The following is a 17,624-nucleotide window of genomic DNA, read 5'->3' as shown; positions in this document are numbered from 1 at the left end:
GAATCAAAAAGTCTTTTCCCGTTCTTTGCAATCATGCATCTGCTACGACAGGAGGTCGAACCTCGTGAATTCCAGCTTTCGCAATCGATACGCGCCCGAGGACAGTCAGTATCGACATTAAACCATAACCTCCGCGCTTCTTCGCTGGACGCTGGTTTCTATGGCGCCATGATCGGATTCGGCGAGAACTACTTAGCCGCCTTCGCCATTGCCGTTGGACTAGGGCAAGTGACAGCAGGACTGGTTACAAGTTTGCCAATCCTGTGTGGAGGGCTCGCGCAAGTCTTCGCGTTTCGCATGCTGCGCTCAAATGGATCGTACCGAAACTGGATTCTGCTTTGTGTAGCATTGCAAGCGCTTTCATTTGTTCCGCTGATCTATGCGGCTATCGTCGGAAAAATTTCGGCATGGTTCTTTTACTTGATCACATCGTTGTACTGGGCAGGTGGCATGGCGTCCTCGCCTGGCTGGAACGCTTGGATATCGCAGATCGTTCCTGCAAAGATTCGACCTCGCTATTTTGCAAAGCGAACGCGTTATACGCAGTTTGCCACGCTCGCATCGTTTCTTGCAGGTGGTGCGATCCTGCATTATGCGGGTGGTCGAACTGATTCCAAGGGGTTCATTCTTCTTTTCGGTGCGGCGTTACTTGTGCGACTATCCAGCGCTGCATTTCTGGTATCGCATCGAACTACGCCCGAGATCGATACGGCGCACATCGACGCTGTATCGTGGAAAAAAGCGTGGCAATCGCTCAGCCTTGATGCGCGTCGACTGATCTTGTGTTTGATCGGATTAACGGCCGCGATCCAGATGTCTGGTCCATTTTTTGGTCCATACATGTTGGTTCAATTGCATTTTGATTATGTAAGTTTTGTTGCTATCGTCGCAGCCGCGCTGGCAACTCGGATTCTTTCATTGCATCTTTGGGGACACTTCGCTCAACGCTTCGGAACGCAAAACCTGATCTGGACCGCTGGTTTAGCAATGGTGCCACTGGCGCCAATGTGGGTTGTTTCAACTGAATTTTGGTGGATCTTTGGAATTCAATGCGTCGCGGGCGCAGTGTGGGCTGGCTACGAGCTAGCGATCTTGCTGATCTTTTTTGAGAACATTCCGCTACGCCGCCGCGCTCAAGTGCTGACTCTGTACAACCTCGGAAATTCGATCGCCTGGTTTGTCGGAGCGGCTCTCGGTGGCTGGTGCATCAGGATGTTGGGTGGTACGATCGAAGGTTACTACGCCGTATTTATTTTGACAGCAATCGGGCGACTTTTCTTTTTGGGTTGGGCGTGGTCAGCAATCCATGGTCACAAGTTCAAAAAGTGGAAGACCGATCCGCTTGTTGAAGTCGGAGGTTTTCGAAACACCCCCGCCGCCCCAATCGATATCCGCGGCGCGATTATCACGAGTGTCACCAATACCGAGGTTACAGAAGACAGCGCCGGCAAAACGCAGTAGCGACCGGCGCACTCGACGAATGAAAGATTGGATTGCCAGAACCTACCCAATTGGTGGATAAAGTCTGGTCTCGGGCAGCTACCGATAGTTCACATGTTCGAGCGAAGCAACATTCTTCGCGTCATTTGTCATCCGCAACAATCTGTGAGCCGCACGATTCGCAGAGTGTATCTGAATGTAAGACTTGCTCACAGTTCGAGCAACACCAGAACGTTGTCTCATATGGTCCGGCAATTTTACCCGAGTACTCAACGCCGGCTATTTTTTTCTGAAGCCGCAAATGTTCTGCGATACACCGAAGAAGTAACCAAAATACAAAGGCTCCAGCAAGAGTGGAAATGGACGATAGAAATCCGGCAAGTGTTGCGGTCAGCAGAAGACCCGACGCGACGACACCCCCGAATATTAGATACACTAACGCGGCGAGATCGACTAGCTCTTCCAGTCGAAATCCACGGTGCTGCCGCCTTCGTTCAATTCGTTTAGCCGTTTGCATCAGTCTCGCACTCTGAAGATCTAATGGCTGTCCTGGAATAACTTCCGCAAATCAATTGTAGCGGCATGGCGCGAGCCCTCTGGTTCTGTGATACCGTACGGCTTGCGCCGTTCCGCTAAAATAGGAAACTGTTTCAAGACAATTCCTAGGTTGTTTCAGTCTCAATCATAACAAAATTTTATTCAGCGTTTTTCGTCCAGATCTCGAGACGCACAAACTCTTACTCTTGAATACAGTATAGGAACTTCCCAGAGCGAACTAACAAACGTTTTCCATCAATAGCTGGGCTAGCATCAAACGAACTATTGTCGTCGATCTGATTCTCAGCCAGCAACTGAAAAATCGGCTTAGCGCTGACAACAAAACACTTTCCGTTCCGAGCGAAGTAATAGATCCGGTCGCCTGCCAAGACAGGTGAAGCATATACTTGGTCGAACCGAGGCAATCGTTGCTCGTAAACCAGTTCTCCGGTCTCCGCCTTCGCGCAGTAAGCGATACTGCCATTTTGCTCGATCCAATAGAGATTTCCTTCATGCAGAATCGGCGAGGGAACATTCGATCCAGACTTACTGGTCCACAAGCGATGTGTATTGGTTACATCGCCTGAACCTCCCGTTCGAATTGCGAGGGCGGCGATACCAGATCTTCCTCCTAGGTAATAAACGATACCGTCTGCTGCAACTCCGGTCGGAACCATATACCAAGCAATATCGGTTTTGCAGGTCCACAGTGATGTACCGGAGGTTGGATCGAAAGCCAACACTTCCCCGTGTCGTGCGATGATCAATTCATTTCGTCCCGAATCGGAAGTAACGATAAGCGGAGTATTCCATGATTCACGGATTTCATTCGCACGCCACCGTTCGACGCCAGTACGACGGTCAAGTGCGATTAGTGACTCACTCTCGACGCTGGCGTTAACGATCAACAAGTCTTCATACAAGAGTGGCGAAGAAGCGGTCCCCCAACCATTGGTTCCACTACCCACGTCGGCCGTCCAGCGAAGATTTCCTTGATGGTCAAACGCATGTACGCCTGACTTTCCAAGAAAAACATAAACGCCCTCATCGTCTGCCGTTGCCGTATTCGCCGCGTACCCGTGGTCGCGGATCGATTCCTCTTCAGGTAGCTTCGCAGCCACAACCTTGTCCCATACAACCTTTCCGTCACTCCTGTGCAAAGCTAGGATATGGCGCTTTAATTGGTCGACACTTCCGGTAGGTTCGCCAGGAACGAAATAACCGCTGTAGGAAGTTAAATAGATATGTTCGCCATAGGTGATGGGGCTCGAAGCTCCTGTGCCAGGAAGTGCCGTCTTCCAAGCGATATTTGCGGAGCTATCCCACTTGAGAGGGAGACCGACATTGTTCGCCGCCCCCATTCCCGTTGGCCCTCGGAACCGATTCCAGTTTTGCGAAACTGGTTTGCTTTCAGCGGAATCGGTTGCGATAAGTCGGAAGGACTCAGGTGCATTTTGAATCTTTTTCGCACCGACTTCATCGCCAACGGTCTGCGAAGCAACTTCGTCTGAACTACTTAGTCGAACGCCAAAGTGTATGCTTTTGTTCGTGTCACACGAAGCCTGATAAGTATCTCCAGTTAGTGTTTGCGTCCCAAGAGATATTTCTTGCTGGCAATTTAGACTGCGAAGAGCTGGGTCATCGCCAAGTGCTGAGGGGTAGAAACTAAGGAAAACTACGAAAGCGAGATCCCGAATCAGCTTGCACGCAAGTGGTGCCGTAATGCACTTGGACATAGCGGTAAGTACCTAGTAGTCGTGAAGGTGAAATACGAACACTCATTTTAGCTGAAATGCAAACTGGAGGGGCATTTGAGCGCAATCGGAGTCCCCAAAGCCTTCAAAATTGTCAACTATCTGGTAATCGACTTGAAACCGCTACGCGTGTTTTGCCGAGAAGTTAATTTTCATTTACGGTTGCAGCTGAGAGAGTCTTCGACAGCGAATTCTTAATAGCGGGAGCATCACTCGGCAGAAATCCAGCTTGCGAATAAGCGACCTTTCCATCTACGCCAACGATGAAGGTGCGAGGTATACTCGCGCTAGCGAACTGGGAATAGATGGTCCCGTCGAGATCAGCCGCAAAGGGAAAGGTAAAACGATTCTCATCTCGATATTTCCTGATCGTCTCATCGTTTTCTTCTCGCCCAATCACCACCAGTTTAAATTTGGCGTTCGATTTGTGCTCATCCCAAATCTCTTGAATGTGAGGTAGCTCGATTTGGCAAGGTCCGCACCATGTGGCAAAAAAATTCACCAATACTACCTCGCCAGCGATAGGAAGCGAGAGTTGCTCTCCGTCGATAGTCGTTAGTGAGATTGGCGGCGCTGAATCGCCGAATTTGACAACGGATGTCTTTTCTAAGTTTTCCGCTCGCTTCTTTGCAGTTTCAGAAATCAACTGACCTTCCATAAGGGGGCGAAGGGCACCGTACCACAAGCCCGTCAAAAAAAGCGGAGTAGCGGCGGCAGTTGCAAAAAGATATGCAGCACGTCGAATACGATGTCGGCGAAATTCCGAATCCCAGTTGCAGATCGCCAGCACGAGATAGAACAAAGAGATTGCTACCACAATTGGGATACAGAACAGCAGGGCGGTATTGAGCCATACTAAGATCGTAATAGCTAACTGCATTTACAAACCCCTGAGGAAGTCACCGCCAAGATGAAAAAATGTCGAAGTGTTACGGCATCTTGTGCTTGCTCATTCGCATACATCAATGGTTGTACATCGATCTAGCATCCCGTAAAAGCCGCACGCTCGCGAAAGCAGAGCGAGTCTCCTGCCTGTGAATGTTTGCGGCCTCGACGCGGGATATGGATGGAGCTGCAAAAAAACGCTCGACTTTCTTCAAATCGAGCGTTCTAGTTTTCAACGGGTTTTGCGAGAGCAGTGGACTACTTGCTAGCCTTGGCTGCAGCTTTCTTCGCTTGCTCTTCCGCTTGCTCGACAACACCGACGTACATGAACGCCGACTCAGGCAGGTGATCCCACTTGCCGTCGCAGATTTCTTCGAACGAACGGATTGTTTCTTCACGCGATGTAATTTCGCCAGCTTTGCCGGTGAACACTTCAGCTACCAAGAACGGTTGCGACAAGAAACGTTCGATTCGACGAGCACGATGAACGATCAGCTTGTCGCTTTCGCTCAACTCGTCGACACCCAGAATCGCGATGATGTCTTGCAGTTCACGGTAACGTTGCAAAGTGGTTTGAACGCGACGAGCAATGTTGTAGTGCCGTTCGCCGACGATTTGCGGATCCAGAATACGGCTGTTGGACGCGAGCGGATCGATAGCAGGATAAATACCCTTCTCTGAAATCGAACGCTCAAGATAGATGAACGCATCAAGCTGTCCGAACGCAGTCGCAGGTGCCGGGTCAGTTGGATCGTCCGCAGGTACATAAACCGCTTGCACGGATGTAATAGCACCGCTCTTGGTCGACGTAATTCGTTCTTGCAGTGCACCCATCTCCGTTGCCAGCGTTGGTTGGTAACCTACCGCTGATGGCATACGTCCGAGGAGAGCGGATACTTCCGAACCTGCTTGTGAGAAACGGAAAATGTTATCGACGAACATCAACGTGTCTTTACCGGTCGTATCGCGGAAATACTCGGCCATCGTCAAAGCCGACAGAGCGACTCGAAGGCGAGACCCTGGTGGCTCGTTCATTTGACCGAACACCATGCAAGTTTGCTCGATAACCTTACGACCGGTTTGGCCGATTTCGGTTTCTTGCATTTCCAACCACAAGTCAGTACCTTCACGCGTTCGCTCGCCTACACCAGCGAACACGGAGTAACCCCCGTGAGAACTAGCTACACGAGCGATCAACTCTTGCAGAATAACCGTCTTGCCCAACCCTGCACCACCGAACAACCCGGCTTTACCACCGCGAACGAACGGAGTCAACAAGTCGATAACCTTGATACCCGTCTCGAAAACTTCGGTGTTAGTAGAAAGCTCTGAAAGTGGTGGAGCTGGTCGATGGATTGGCCAATAATCGTCGGCCGCAACCGGTCCTCGCTTATCAATCGCTTGTCCCAAAACATTGAAAACGCGTCCGAGCGTAGCGGTTCCCACAGGAACGCTCACAGCCTTGCCGGTATCAATGCATTCCTGACCACGTCGCAAGCCTTCGGTACTTCCCAAGGCAACGCAACGGACACGACCACCGCCAAGATGCTGTTGGATTTCGCCCATCAAATCAATATTGACGCCCTTTTCCTGGCTATTGATCGTTACTGCGTTATAAATCGCGGGCAACTGGTTTTCAGGAAACTCAGCGTCAAAAGTCGAGCCAATTACTTGAGTGATGCGGCCGACTGCGTTACCAGCACTTACTGTGGACATAATGAATTCGGTTCAAACAATAATGTGATTAAAGGGACGACACTGGGCCGTCATTGCAAAAATGAATTAACTAGTTGAGTGCTTCGACACCGCCGATGATTTCCATGATTTCTCCGGTAATCTTCGATTGTCGAGCACGGTTAAATGTGCGGCTTAATTGCTTGATCATGTCGCCTGCGTTCTCCGTAGCAGCCTTCATCGCAATCATCCGTGCAATCTGTTCGGAAACAGCAGCATCCAGGAAGCACTTGAACAAACGTACGCGGAAACTCGCCGGTACGACTTCTTCCAAAATGCTTTCGGCTGACGGAAGAAACTCATAGTCAACTCTACCAGATTCCGTAGATGACTTCTCATCAGCTTCGTCCAGGCTCGCCAACGGCAGCAACGTTTGCACAACGGCATACTGTCGGCTGACGGAATGAAACTGAGTATAAGCGACGTCGAGGCGATCGATATTTCCAGACAGATAATCGTTCAGGAAGCGATCTGCGATTTTAGCCACATCATCGTACTTCGGTTCGTCCTCGAACTGCGTGTAAGTCTCGTTGACGCTGACTCCACGGAATTTGAGAGCATTGATACCACGCTTACCACTGACGTCAGTCGAAAGCGATTCAACGGTCGAAGCTAGTTCGGCTCGTTTCTGCAAAGCCGTACGCAACACGGAACCGTTATAGCCACCGCACAACCCACGATTACTCGTAAGAACCAGCAAGGCGGACTTCTTCACAACGGGACGAGGCTTCAAAAGCGGGTGATCAACATCTGTTCCAGCACTAGCCAAATCGCGAACAATGGCCGTAATCTGATTGGTGTAGTCATTCGCCGCCGCAGCTCGGTCCATCGCCTTTTTGAACCGCGCAGTTGCGATCAACTCCATTGTCCGCGTAATCTTGCGGATATTTCGGATCGACTTTCGTCGCTTATCAAGCTGACGGATATTAGCCATGGATCGTTCTTATCTTCTACGACTCAAATCTGGGACCAACGACGGAACAATTACTCGTCAATTTATAACTTGAAACCAGCCTTAAAAGTACTGATAGCTTTCTTGATCATGTCTTCCACTTCCGGGGTAAGATCTTTGACTTCGTTGATCTTCGAGAACACTTCAGGACTTCGATCGCGAACGTGGTTCAACAAGCCAAGTTCGAACTCGCGAACTCGTTGCACAGGCACATCATCCATGTGACCACGAGTCGATGCATAAAGACTGACAATCTGCTCTGCCACGTCCATCGGTTGGTACTGTTGCTGTTTGAGCAATTCAACCATTCGGTAGCCGCGGTCAAGTTTTGCTTGCGTCGCTGGATCGAGTTCCGTTCCAAGCTGGGCAAACGCTTCCAATTCACGGAAGGCTGCCAAGTCAAGACGCAAACCGCCAGCCACCTTCTTCATCGCTTTAATCTGAGCGTTACCACCCACGCGAGATACCGAGATACCGACGTTCATTGCAGGGCGAATACCCGCAAAGAACAAGTCAGGTTGCAAATAGATCTGTCCGTCGGTAATCGAAATAACGTTCGTCGGAATATAAGCGGAAACTTCGCCTTCCAGCGTTTCAATGATCGGCAGTGACGTCAACGAACCACCGCCAAGTTCATCGGAAAGTTTCGCGGAACGTTCGAGCAGACGGCTATGGCAGTAAAACACGTCTCCAGGGAACGCTTCACGTCCTGGCGGACGTCGCATCAACAAGCTCAACTGGCGATATGCGACGGCTTGCTTACTCAAATCGTCATAAACGATCAAAGCATGCTGGCCGTTGTACATGAAGTACTCAGCCATAGCAGTACCGGCATAGGGTGCCAAGTACTGGAGCGGAGCAGGCGATGATGCGCCGGAGACAATTACCGTCGTGTAGTCCATCGCGCCGTGCTTTTGCAAAGCGTCGACAACCAAAGCGACCGACGAATCCTTTTGTCCAATAGCGACATAGAAGCACTTCACACCAGTGTGCTTCTGGCTCAAGATCGCATCGATAGCTACCGCAGTCTTACCTGTCTTGCGGTCACCGATGATCAATTCGCGTTGACCACGTCCGATGGGCGTCATCGCGTCAATCGCTTTGATACCGGTCTGCATCGGCTCGTGAACTGGATGACGTTCCGCCACACCAGCCGCAATAACTTCTACAGGGCGTTGTTCGTTGGAAAAGACAGGGCCTTTGCCATCCAATGGATTTCCAAGCGGATCGAGGACTCGACCGACAACTCCATCGCCGACAGGCACGGAGAGCAGTCGTCCAAGAGCACGAACTTCGTCGCCTTCTTGGATACCAAGATAATCACCAAGGATAATCACACCGACCGAGTTTTCTTCCAGGTTGAACGCCAAACCGGTGATACCGTTTGGAAATTCAACCATCTCGCCCGACATAACACTAGAAAGTCCGTAAACGCGAGCGATACCGTCGCCGACTTCCAGCACCGTACCGACTTCGCGGACGTCAACCTGGTCACCAAACTTCTCGATTTCTGCCGCAATCACCGATGCAATTTCATCGGAATTGAATTTCATAATTTGCCTCGTACTTTGACCAATTGTAACCGCTGGCGGTCAATACTATTTGCCGACTGGGTGGTTGCTGATTCTAAGTGTTAGGATGCCAATTCTGCGATCCGCTCGCGAATCGCCGCTTCGGTATTCTGAAGCGTATTCCGTTTCATTTGTTTCAATCGTCCATCAACGCTTGCGTCGTAGACAGTGTCGCCAACGCGAACAACAAGTCCGCCAAGAATATCAGGATCCACATGCGTAGTAATCCGAATCTCAGCAGACAGCACTTGTTGCAGTCGCGTCTTTAATGTTTCCAGTTGATTGGAATCGATCGGTTGAGCCGTCGTGACTTGCACTTGCAAGCGACCCGCTGCCTCGTCTTGCATTTCACGTGACGACTTAGCGATGCTGCGAATCGAACCAAGCCGCTGACGTGATGCAAGCACCTTCAGAAACTTTAGTGTCGTGTCGCTGACCTTGCCACCAAAGACGCGGTCGATGATGCCTGTCTTTGTGTTACCATCGATTCGCGGATTCTGAAAAATTGCCTCAAGTTCAGGCGATTGTTTCAAAACATCGTTTACGATGGAGTCGACTTCTTGAACGACTGTGTCCGAGTTACCGTTTTTTGCAGCTACCGTCAGCAACGCTTTTGCGTATACGTGACCGATATGCAGTTCGGTGTCGTCGAAAACGTTCTCGATTTTCGGAGTTTCCGTCATAGCAGCGACTAGTTCCGCGAAGGCAATTGGTTGAGTGCGTCTTGGATCAACTGTTGGTGGTCATTCGGTTGAAGTTCCCGACGAACAACACCACGAGCGAGTGTAAAGGCCATCTCGGTACTCTTGGCAGCCATTTCAGACAAAGCAGTTTGCTTGGCTGATTCGATGTCGTTCAACGCTCGATCGCGTTGTCGAGCAGCTTCTGCTTGAGCGTCATTGATGATACGCTGGCCAGCCGTCTCAGCATCCTTACGAGCCTGAGTCACAATGTCGGTCGCTTCAGCCGCCGCACTTGCTAGCCGTGCTTCGTATTCCTTCAGCTTCGCTAACGCTTGCTCCGATGCGTTTTGTGCATCAGAAATATTGTTGGCGATCATTCGCTCACGCTTTTCAAGTGCTTCTGTTATGGGCTTCCAAGCAAGCAGGTAAAGCCCAAGCATCATCAACAAGAAAACGACAACGGTCCAAATCGCTTTTTCAGTTTGCAATGCCAACAGCGAGTCGAATGTATCACCATGATGTCCAGTCGGAGGCCCTTGGTGACTACCATGGGCGTCTCCATGCGAGTCGGCCGCAGCAGTCTCACCCGGAACAATGTCCGTCTGATTGAGCCCTTCATGCGACTCCGCGGAAGCTGGTTCCGCCGTCTCGCTCTGGATGTCTGTGACTTCAGCGTCCTGCGCAAGTACTGCTTGAGCGAATACTCCGCAAGAAAAAATCGCAACCAGCACAAACATGCCGGTTAACATCATTCTTGATACCATCAAATGCCGCATTTCAAATACCTACGAAGTGATTGATTTCTTGGCGACTGCGGATTCAAAAAAACCGGGCAGCGCGATCATCAATACGCTCGTCCTACTGCGAGGCCAAGCGTCCAACGACAGTGACTATTGGTTCGATCCGACGAACACTGCGTAGAACGCAAGACCTTCGATCAGAGCGGCCGCAATAATCATGTTGATTCGAATGTCGCCAGCAACTTCTGGTTGCCGAGCGATCGACTCAAGTGCACCCTTTGCCAATAGCCCAATGCCAAGAGCAGCACCAAGTACCGCGATGCCTCCACCGACGGCTCCGGGAATCTCGGCTGCTGATGCAGGCATTGCCATCAAAGCGAAAAAACCAAACGCATAGAAACAGATTCGTGCTAACTTGCCCACTTCAACCTCACTTATTGTTTCGAAACGAAACGCTACAAAAAGCCAACATACAAAACGTGTAATCTCCGCGTGCCAGGAACGACCCTTGGAGTTTCCCTCTAGGAATTAATGGTGATGGATCGCAGATCCAACCAACATCGCAGCCAAGAAAGTAAAGACAAATGCCTGTAAAAATGCTACGAACAGCTCAAGGAAACTGAGCAACGTAGTTCCGATAACGCTGATTGCCGCAACGGCACCCCAGCCAGCGATCGGTAATTCTGCCGCTTGAGCACTGATACCAATGCCCAAGATCCCCAACATAACCAAGTGCCCTGCAGACATGTTCAACAGCAGACGCACTGCAAGAACCACGTGCTTGATCAACATGGAAGCTGCTTCGATAACCCACAGCATTGGAACCAGCACGATCGCCAGATACCAAGGAAGACCTAAGTCTGGGCAAATGTTTTTGAGGTATCCAAGCAATCCAAATTGCCGAATGCCAAGGAACATACCTAGCACTAGCACCATGATTGCGAGTGCAATCGTCGATCCAAACGCTGCCGTCGGGGAACCCATAAAGGGGATCATCCCCATCAAGTTACACCCGAGTATAAAAAAGAACAGCGAGTAAAAGAACGGCATGAATCGGTCCGCGTCATGTTCCCCCATCGCTGGGACAACTATTTGATTCCGCACACCTTGAGTCAATGATTCAAGCAGGTTCCAGGCCTTGCCCTTCGGTGCATCTCCGGTTCGCACTCGTCTGGCTAACCAGCTGAATACCAACACCAAGAGGATTGCGACGACCACTTCAATGATCATGTATCGCGAAATGCAAAAACCGCTTTCAGGCTCATACGCATTTCGCAGTGTACCGAACGGTTGCGGAATCATGACTTTGCCGTGCATGTCACGATTGTATTCCGCAATTTTGCCGGCATCCCAAGAATGATTCGACTTGAACTCTGAAACGAACTCGTGTCCATTTATTTCGTTCTTGATCCGTTCCCATTTCTGGGCAAGTTCGGGTGTTTCGTTTATTTCAGCGTACCACGCGATTTCCGGCGAAGGATTTTCAGCAAGGTAAGCCTTCAAAGGGTCTTTCGCATCGACCGATTCTGCCGCGACCCAAGTCTTGGCATTCGCCTTGACTGTTTCTAGCTGTTTGTCGAGATACCCATCCAGCGGCCACGCGTAGTTCGCATCAGAAGCTGCCTTCCAATTCTCCCAACGCTCCTTGAGTCCCGCCAAAGCACCGCTATCGACGCCAGCTTCAGCAAGCTCAGAAATGATGTAGTCGGCCTCGTAAGACTGGTAGTCGCTGTCGTTTCGCACAAACCAGTCAGGGAACTCTTTGATGTCTTCCCGATTGCTGCGCACAAGCAGCGTAGGGAATTCAAAGAAGTAGCCGTCTTTTATATGTAGTAGGTCCGAAGCCATAGAATGCTGGAGAGGTCAGTTTCGATGATTAGTTTTTCTTATCGAGTGCCAGGATTCTAATATCAAAAAAGGAAAATAACAGCCCACTAAACACTTTGCATGGAATTCTGAAGGTAGCCATTTTGTCGCAGTCCAATAGATAATGACCAGAAGGTACGTCCCTAGCCTCCAGAGCGTCACAATCATCGCACTATTTACACCAGCTCGTCCGCTCAAAAAGCCTGAAGTCAGCCAAATTGGCGGCAATGTCGCCAAGTTGCTCACGAGAATCGCCGCAATCACAACCCTCCGCCAGTCCTCAGGCCATGTCGCCGAGTACAGCGACGCCGCGCCGGCGTAACATGCCAGCGAAAGGATTAGGCACTGCAACAGGAATAGGAAAAAGGACTTTCGTGGATTGATGGTGCGAGCCAGCGAACCACCGGGGGCCCCTGGTGGGACATGAGTTGAAGTCCCGTCCTTACTGCCAGGTCCTTCGATGACCTCTTCTGACGAAAAATGTTGCCCTCGCCCGGCTTGATCAGGCAATGGTGGTATTTTGTCCACAGTCATTTATCGTTTTCGCTCTCTTGTTTTGCTCGCTTGGCTGCCTTTCTCTCAAGATCCATCTGTTTGGCTTGCACCAGCAAAACGAATATCCCCAGAGCTACGCCGGAAATAAAACCAAGAACGGTCAAAAAAGAGGTCCCGAACTGCCGGTCGAGCCAATAGCCGATCCCGCCTGGGACCAACATCACGATGCCAGCAGCCAGCGTTCTGGAAAAGGCATTAAGCGCATCGGGAGGTATTGCACCGGGCATGTCATATCCGCTTGAGATTGCTAAAAAAGAAACCGGACGCCCTCATTTTGAAAAGCGTCCGGCCTTTGTCCATAGTTCAATCTAGCTGATAGCGTCTAGATCGGGGAAGTTCACGCATAAAAAATGGAAGCATGCCTGCAGATTTTCGACCGTCGTCTGGCTGTGATTTCACTTGAACTCTGTTGGGATCGCTCAGGCCGGACTTCACAGCTCTTAGGCTTCCCGGCGATTCCCGTCGTGGGCACACGATTCATGCCTACTAAAGAAGGTCGGCATCGGCCGTCGTATTAATCAAGATTAGCGTCGCAACGCGTTCTAACTTTCCTGCAACTATCTACATCGGTGCAAACCACATCAACGGAATTTTTCTCTAGCAATTGAGTCAGCCCAAAGCGTCCTGGCTCTTTACCATTGGTTGGTATCGAGCTGCGAACGCAGCGGCATTTTATAGCCTGGGGTTGGAGCTGAGGAACGAAGCAGAACCCCAACATATCTTCGAATTGGCAAGAGATTGAGTGCAGAAGAATAAATCGCTGCTTTAGTTCCGATGAAAGTGCTCGCCCAGTTGGTGCGCTGGCAATAGCTCCAGAATGGCTCTGCGAAAGAGCGAATGCCACGAAGATTGCAATCGTAGTTTCGCGGTATCCGGGAAGATGGCTATGAAGGGGCAGGTTCAGGCTTGGCAAATCAGTTTTAAGTACACCATGCAGACGCTCAACGAAATACTCCCGATCCTCAGTGCAATTGAGGACCACGCGAAGCTTGTTGAAACGATGCTCGAGTGTTGCTTGAAGCACGTAGTCGGTACCCGACCTGACAGGTGCGAGCCGCGCGTTGTCAAACGAAGGCTAAAGTTACACAACTACATGACTAAGCCCAGAGATCAATACAAACCTGAAAATTTTAAGGACTTATAGCCGATTAAGTGCCATTTCCACCCTGACACCCATTCTTCCCTAGATTAAGAACATGCCACCAAGCGGAGCGCACGATACCTAAATCACGAGATCTTCAAATGGAAAAGCCGGGCGTGAAGCCCGACTCTTGATATTCGATTCGACTAAATGGAAGCTTTGACTAAACGGCCATCACCGGGCGGGTTCTTCGGCGTTTTATAACAGTAGTAACTCCTGTCAGGGATGATACCAATGCAAGTATCATACTGCTCGGCTCGGGAACAGCTGAAGTGGTAATTCCATCTACACTAAAAACTCCGTTATGGTACGTCAATGTGCTCCGTATTGAAATACTGTCCAGTCCAAGTGAAGAAAGATCCACGCCGCTCGCTCCGTGAACGTAAAGCAAATCAATTTCAGTCGGTATGTAGTTCAAAAAAGACATTGTGGGAAATCCATTGAAATGCACATCACTTGACGTCACGAAGTCAATTCCCAAAAGATTCAAACTAATGCCGAAATCCGGATTTGCAGCAGGACTTAAAGTTAAGGTACCCGATTCTGGGATAAGAGTATTAATGTCGTAGAAGAATGTGCCCATTCCAATCTTCTCCGTCGTAGGCACCACCCACTAACGTGACCTTAAGATTTTGTGTAACCAAGTCAGCTTGCAACGCGGAAGGTATAGCCAACACAAACAGAAAAAACGCAACAATTTTTGATGTGAAACGCATTTTGTGAGCTCGATGTAGGGGTGGTGGATCGAAACAATGTGGATGTGAGCATATGAACTTTTGTACCGGTTGTCAAAATATTTGACGAATATTTAGTATTTTGTTGCTGGATTTTGGAGTATTGGATCTCTGCAGCAGTGCCCTTATGAGCAGTGCAATTGTGGACACCGGCCTGCTGAAAAAGCCGTTTGAGCTGCTCGATTGTTTTCCTTGAGGAGATTTTGTTACTCCAAGACCACTTCTCGCTGAAACTTCTGATCCGGCAGAAGTTGCTATCGTGCATTGTGTCCAGCGATGCGTCCGACGTGCTTTTCTGGCTGGCATCGATGCGGCTACTGGGAAAAACTATGAGTTTCGTCGCGAACGGATCAGGAGAAGACTTGAATTGCTCGCCAGGGTCTTTGGGGGCGATGTTCTGACCTATGCGATTCTCTCAAATCACCTGCATGTTGTGACTCGCACGCGGCCCGATGTTGTAGCGGCGTGGGCGGATCGCCAAGTGGATATCCGATGGCTGCTACGCCCGAAGATTCGGTGCATACGTCCGCGTATGGTCGCATCCAGGCTTTGAAAGGTGAGCAGATCGATTCGGCAGCAGAAGATCTTGAGATTGCAGAATTGCAAGGGGATGTCTATGAGATAGCCCCTCACCTCCGACCACTCATTTCAAAGCAGGGCGAGGGGAGTAGGAAGAATCGGATTTGTACGAAGTGGTCGTGCATGGTCGCGGCCAAAGAGCCGTCGCTAGTTGCTTTGCGGGCAGTTAGTCTGGGCTAACGCGTCAGTAACGCAGGACGTTAAACGCGAACCAGAACGAACTCGATTGGACTCGCTTTTTAATTTGCATCATTGAATGGCGCAGCTTCGCGGCTCATTATTAGAGTTGGTTGGCAACCTGGGGTTCCGCTTCGTGCCTCAGCTCCACCCCAGGCTAGAGAATGCCGCTACTTCGTAGCTCGAGATGCAGCGAAGAATGAAGGCAAGAGAATGATTCTTCTCCCCTCATTCTCCTGCCAATTCCAACATATCTAGGGATTCCGCTTCGTGCCTCAGCTTCACCCCAGGCTAAAGAATGCCGCTACTTCGTAGCTCATCGCTTCGCGTCGAATGCACTTAATCCATATTCGGATCACCCAAGTCGAATTCCAAGGACTCTTCAACTTCGGGCGTTGTTGCCGTTTCAGGTGCGTTATTCACTGCAGAATTGGCTGATGCACCGGAAGGCAGCGTTTCCGATTCTTCGTTCAGTGGTTTCACCCTAACGCCGCTCACCTCTTGAGACGCAGAAGCGGAGTCTAGCGGCTGGCGGTTCGCTGTACGCTCTGAATCGTTGGCGTTCGCATCAGGAACTGGCTGTCTTGCGGTTGTCTGAGCCGAAGCGCTTTCAAAAGTTGAATACCGTTCGGCCAACGATGCACTATAGGGATCAAAGTAGTTCAACTCGCTTGGAGTGGTTACCGTCACCTGCTGTGGAACGCGTGTCATCACTGTGTACGCCACCGGCTTCGCGCGACGAACGGTAACCGGATATTGCTCTACCACGCGCTCATAGCGAACGCTACGGACTTTAACTGGGCGTTCTTCCGTTGTCTGCTTGTAAACAGTTCGATCAACTTTTACTGGGCGTACAACTGTCTCGGTCACCCATTCGGTTTTTTGGACAGTCTTCTTATCTTCAACCAAACGCTGAACTGGCTTTTGGACCGTAACTGGGACCTTTCGGACTTCCTGGTAAGCTTCCATCCGTTGGACTTGCACAGGAGTCTGCTTCTCGATGATTTCATTCTCCATGCGGGTCGTCTGCACGGGGATTTGTCGCTGCACAACCTCTTGTTCCATTCGCGTAGTCGTTATCGGGCGCTGCTGCTGGATAACTTGATTTTCCATACGCGTTGTTTGAACGGGAATTTGTTGAGCAACATACTCGGTCTGCATACGCGTAGTTTGTACCGGAACTTGCTGCTGAACGACTTCGCTTTGCATGGTTGTTGAAGTCACAGGAATCTGCTGCTGAATTACTTGCGGCATGTAGCTGGTCTGGGGAACTGCTACGGTCTGGTAGTTTGGACGATACTGGACTTGATTGGCAACCGACGGCGCGGACTGATAAGGCACCCAACCCAAACCGCCGTGACGATATGCTGTTTGTCCCGTTGTCTGATTTTGATTCAACCCACCGCGTACAAATCGTAGCTTGTACGTCGTGTCGCCCGGTGTAACAACTTGTTGGGCAACATACTGTCCATTGTCGACTACGGTTGGTTGGTACGTCACAACTGGTTGGTAAGCGACGTGGTTTTGCGTCTGATAAGACGTCTGCGTTACAGGACGCTGCACTAGATATTGCTGAGTCGCGTAAGCGGTCTCTACGACTGGGCGTTGTACGGCGTACTGTTGCGTCTGGTAAGTCGTCTCGGTAACAGGTCGTTGTACCAGATACTGTTGGGTTTCATATTTCGTTTCGGTTACAGGTCGCTGTACGACTACGTTCTCTGTCTTGTAGGTCGTCTCCGTTACCGGTTTCTGGACAGAATATCGTTGAGTCTGATATTGCGTTTCGGTTACTGGGCGATATCGAGTCACCGTCTCCTGACGTTCTTCAGTCTCTGTCACATACTCGGTGACATAGCGACTGTTGTCGACCAACTCTGTTTTGTAGACAGGCTTGCGAACCGTGTATTCTTGCAGAACTTCGGACGTTTCAACGACCGGTTTGGTAACGGTGTAGGTTTCCATCTCCGTGCGAACTTCCTCGATCGGGCGCCAACTAACCCGCTCGCGCATTTCCGTGACTTCTTCGTACTCGATTCGGTAGCGAGTGACCGGCTTTTCAACGTAGATCGTCTGAACGCTGCACGAAGTAATTGGTTCGCAGCAATCTGCCATCGATGGAAGTGGTGGCAGAATCATGACGATGCTGGAGACAGCACAGGCGGCAAGTCGAAGGCGGCGGTTCTTGATCATTTTCGTTTATCAATTGCCAAACGGGTTTACAAAATTCACTCTGCCCTCCTGCAGCTCCGTCGCGAATCAGTTCGCACGGTGCGATC

At 50.4% G+C, this 17,624-nt stretch carries 15 protein-coding genes and 1 pseudogene; 4 read left to right on the top strand and 12 right to left on the bottom strand.

The window, feature by feature from the left end; genetic code table 11:
• Positions 1–33: 33 nt before the first annotated feature.
• The gene (locus SH451x_RS15960; protein WP_479357985.1) at positions 34–1,461 is read left to right on the top strand and encodes an MFS transporter; all 1,428 of its coding nucleotides are present in this window, start codon (positions 34–36) and stop codon (positions 1,459–1,461) included.
• A gap of 716 nt (positions 1,462–2,177) precedes the next feature.
• Here the strand turns inward: SH451x_RS15960 and SH451x_RS15955 are convergent.
• The 9 genes from SH451x_RS15955 to atpB form a co-directional block, all read right to left on the bottom strand.
• The gene (locus SH451x_RS15955) at positions 2,178–3,713 is read right to left on the bottom strand and encodes an outer membrane protein assembly factor BamB family protein (RefSeq protein ID WP_479357984.1); all 1,536 of its coding nucleotides are present in this window, start codon (positions 3,711–3,713) and stop codon (positions 2,178–2,180) included.
• 163 nt (positions 3,714–3,876) lie between these two features.
• A complete protein-coding gene (locus tag SH451x_RS15950) occupies positions 3,877–4,611 on the bottom strand; it encodes a TlpA family protein disulfide reductase (RefSeq protein ID WP_479357983.1) in 735 nt (244 codons plus the stop codon).
• 263 nt (positions 4,612–4,874) lie between these two features.
• Complete coding sequence (atpD, locus tag SH451x_RS15945; protein WP_479357982.1) at positions 4,875–6,332, bottom strand: F0F1 ATP synthase subunit beta; 1,458 nt, start codon at positions 6,330–6,332, stop codon at positions 4,875–4,877.
• A 70-nt stretch (positions 6,333–6,402) separates the two neighbouring features.
• Positions 6,403–7,284: an ATP synthase F1 subunit gamma gene (gene atpG / locus SH451x_RS15940; protein ID WP_479357981.1), complete on the bottom strand. Its 882-nt coding sequence runs from the start codon at positions 7,282–7,284 to the stop codon at positions 6,403–6,405.
• Between the two features lie 62 nt (positions 7,285–7,346).
• Positions 7,347–8,855 carry a F0F1 ATP synthase subunit alpha gene (gene atpA, locus SH451x_RS15935; RefSeq protein WP_479357980.1) on the bottom strand — a complete coding sequence of 503 codons (1,509 nt, stop codon included), beginning with the start codon at positions 8,853–8,855 and terminating at the stop codon, positions 7,347–7,349.
• An 80-nt stretch (positions 8,856–8,935) separates the two neighbouring features.
• Entirely contained in the window at positions 8,936–9,556 is a 621-nt protein-coding gene (gene atpH, locus SH451x_RS15930; protein WP_479357979.1) for an ATP synthase F1 subunit delta, read from the bottom strand.
• A gap of 8 nt (positions 9,557–9,564) precedes the next feature.
• Positions 9,565–10,332, bottom strand: coding sequence for a F0F1 ATP synthase subunit B (atpF, locus tag SH451x_RS15925; protein WP_479357978.1), 768 nt, complete (start codon positions 10,330–10,332; stop codon positions 9,565–9,567).
• A 114-nt stretch (positions 10,333–10,446) separates the two neighbouring features.
• Positions 10,447–10,719: an ATP synthase F0 subunit C gene (gene atpE, locus SH451x_RS15920; RefSeq protein ID WP_479357977.1), complete on the bottom strand. Its 273-nt coding sequence runs from the start codon at positions 10,717–10,719 to the stop codon at positions 10,447–10,449.
• Positions 10,720–10,824: 105 nt separating this feature from the next.
• Positions 10,825–12,144, bottom strand: coding sequence for a F0F1 ATP synthase subunit A (gene atpB, locus SH451x_RS15915; protein ID WP_479357976.1), 1,320 nt, complete (start codon positions 12,142–12,144; stop codon positions 10,825–10,827).
• Positions 12,145–12,286: 142 nt separating this feature from the next.
• Here atpB and SH451x_RS15910 point away from each other — a divergent pair, with 142 nt between their 5' ends.
• Positions 12,287–12,484, top strand: coding sequence for a hypothetical protein (locus SH451x_RS15910; RefSeq protein WP_479357975.1), 198 nt, complete (start codon positions 12,287–12,289; stop codon positions 12,482–12,484).
• A gap of 208 nt (positions 12,485–12,692) precedes the next feature.
• Here the strand turns inward: SH451x_RS15910 and SH451x_RS15905 are convergent, their stop codons facing one another.
• Together SH451x_RS15905 and SH451x_RS15900 are read right to left on the bottom strand one after the other, a co-directional pair.
• Entirely contained in the window at positions 12,693–12,944 is a 252-nt protein-coding gene (locus tag SH451x_RS15905; protein ID WP_479357974.1) for an AtpZ/AtpI family protein, read from the bottom strand.
• Positions 12,945–14,415: 1,471 nt separating this feature from the next.
• A complete protein-coding gene (locus SH451x_RS15900; protein WP_479357973.1) occupies positions 14,416–14,574 on the bottom strand; it encodes a hypothetical protein in 159 nt (52 codons plus the stop codon).
• Positions 14,575–14,848: 274 nt separating this feature from the next.
• Here SH451x_RS15900 and SH451x_RS15895 point away from each other — a divergent pair.
• Together SH451x_RS15895 and SH451x_RS15890 are read left to right on the top strand one after the other, a co-directional pair.
• Positions 14,849–15,091, top strand: a pseudogene (locus SH451x_RS15895) (hypothetical protein); the annotation flags it as partial.
• Positions 15,085–15,351 carry a hypothetical protein gene (locus tag SH451x_RS15890; RefSeq protein ID WP_479357972.1) on the top strand — a complete coding sequence of 89 codons (267 nt, stop codon included), beginning with the start codon at positions 15,085–15,087 and terminating at the stop codon, positions 15,349–15,351. The pseudogene SH451x_RS15895 and the gene SH451x_RS15890, both read left to right, overlap by 7 nt.
• 336 nt (positions 15,352–15,687) lie before the next feature.
• On the opposite strand, the gene SH451x_RS15885 is transcribed toward SH451x_RS15890, so the two are convergent.
• Entirely contained in the window at positions 15,688–17,538 is a 1,851-nt protein-coding gene (locus tag SH451x_RS15885) for a hypothetical protein (RefSeq protein WP_479357971.1), read from the bottom strand.
• Positions 17,539–17,624: the final 86 nt, after the last annotated feature.

This window comes from Njordella aestuarii (genome assembly GCF_056494165.1).
Note: the sequence above shows the minus strand (reverse complement) of the source record. Positions and strands in the feature narration are given on the sequence as shown.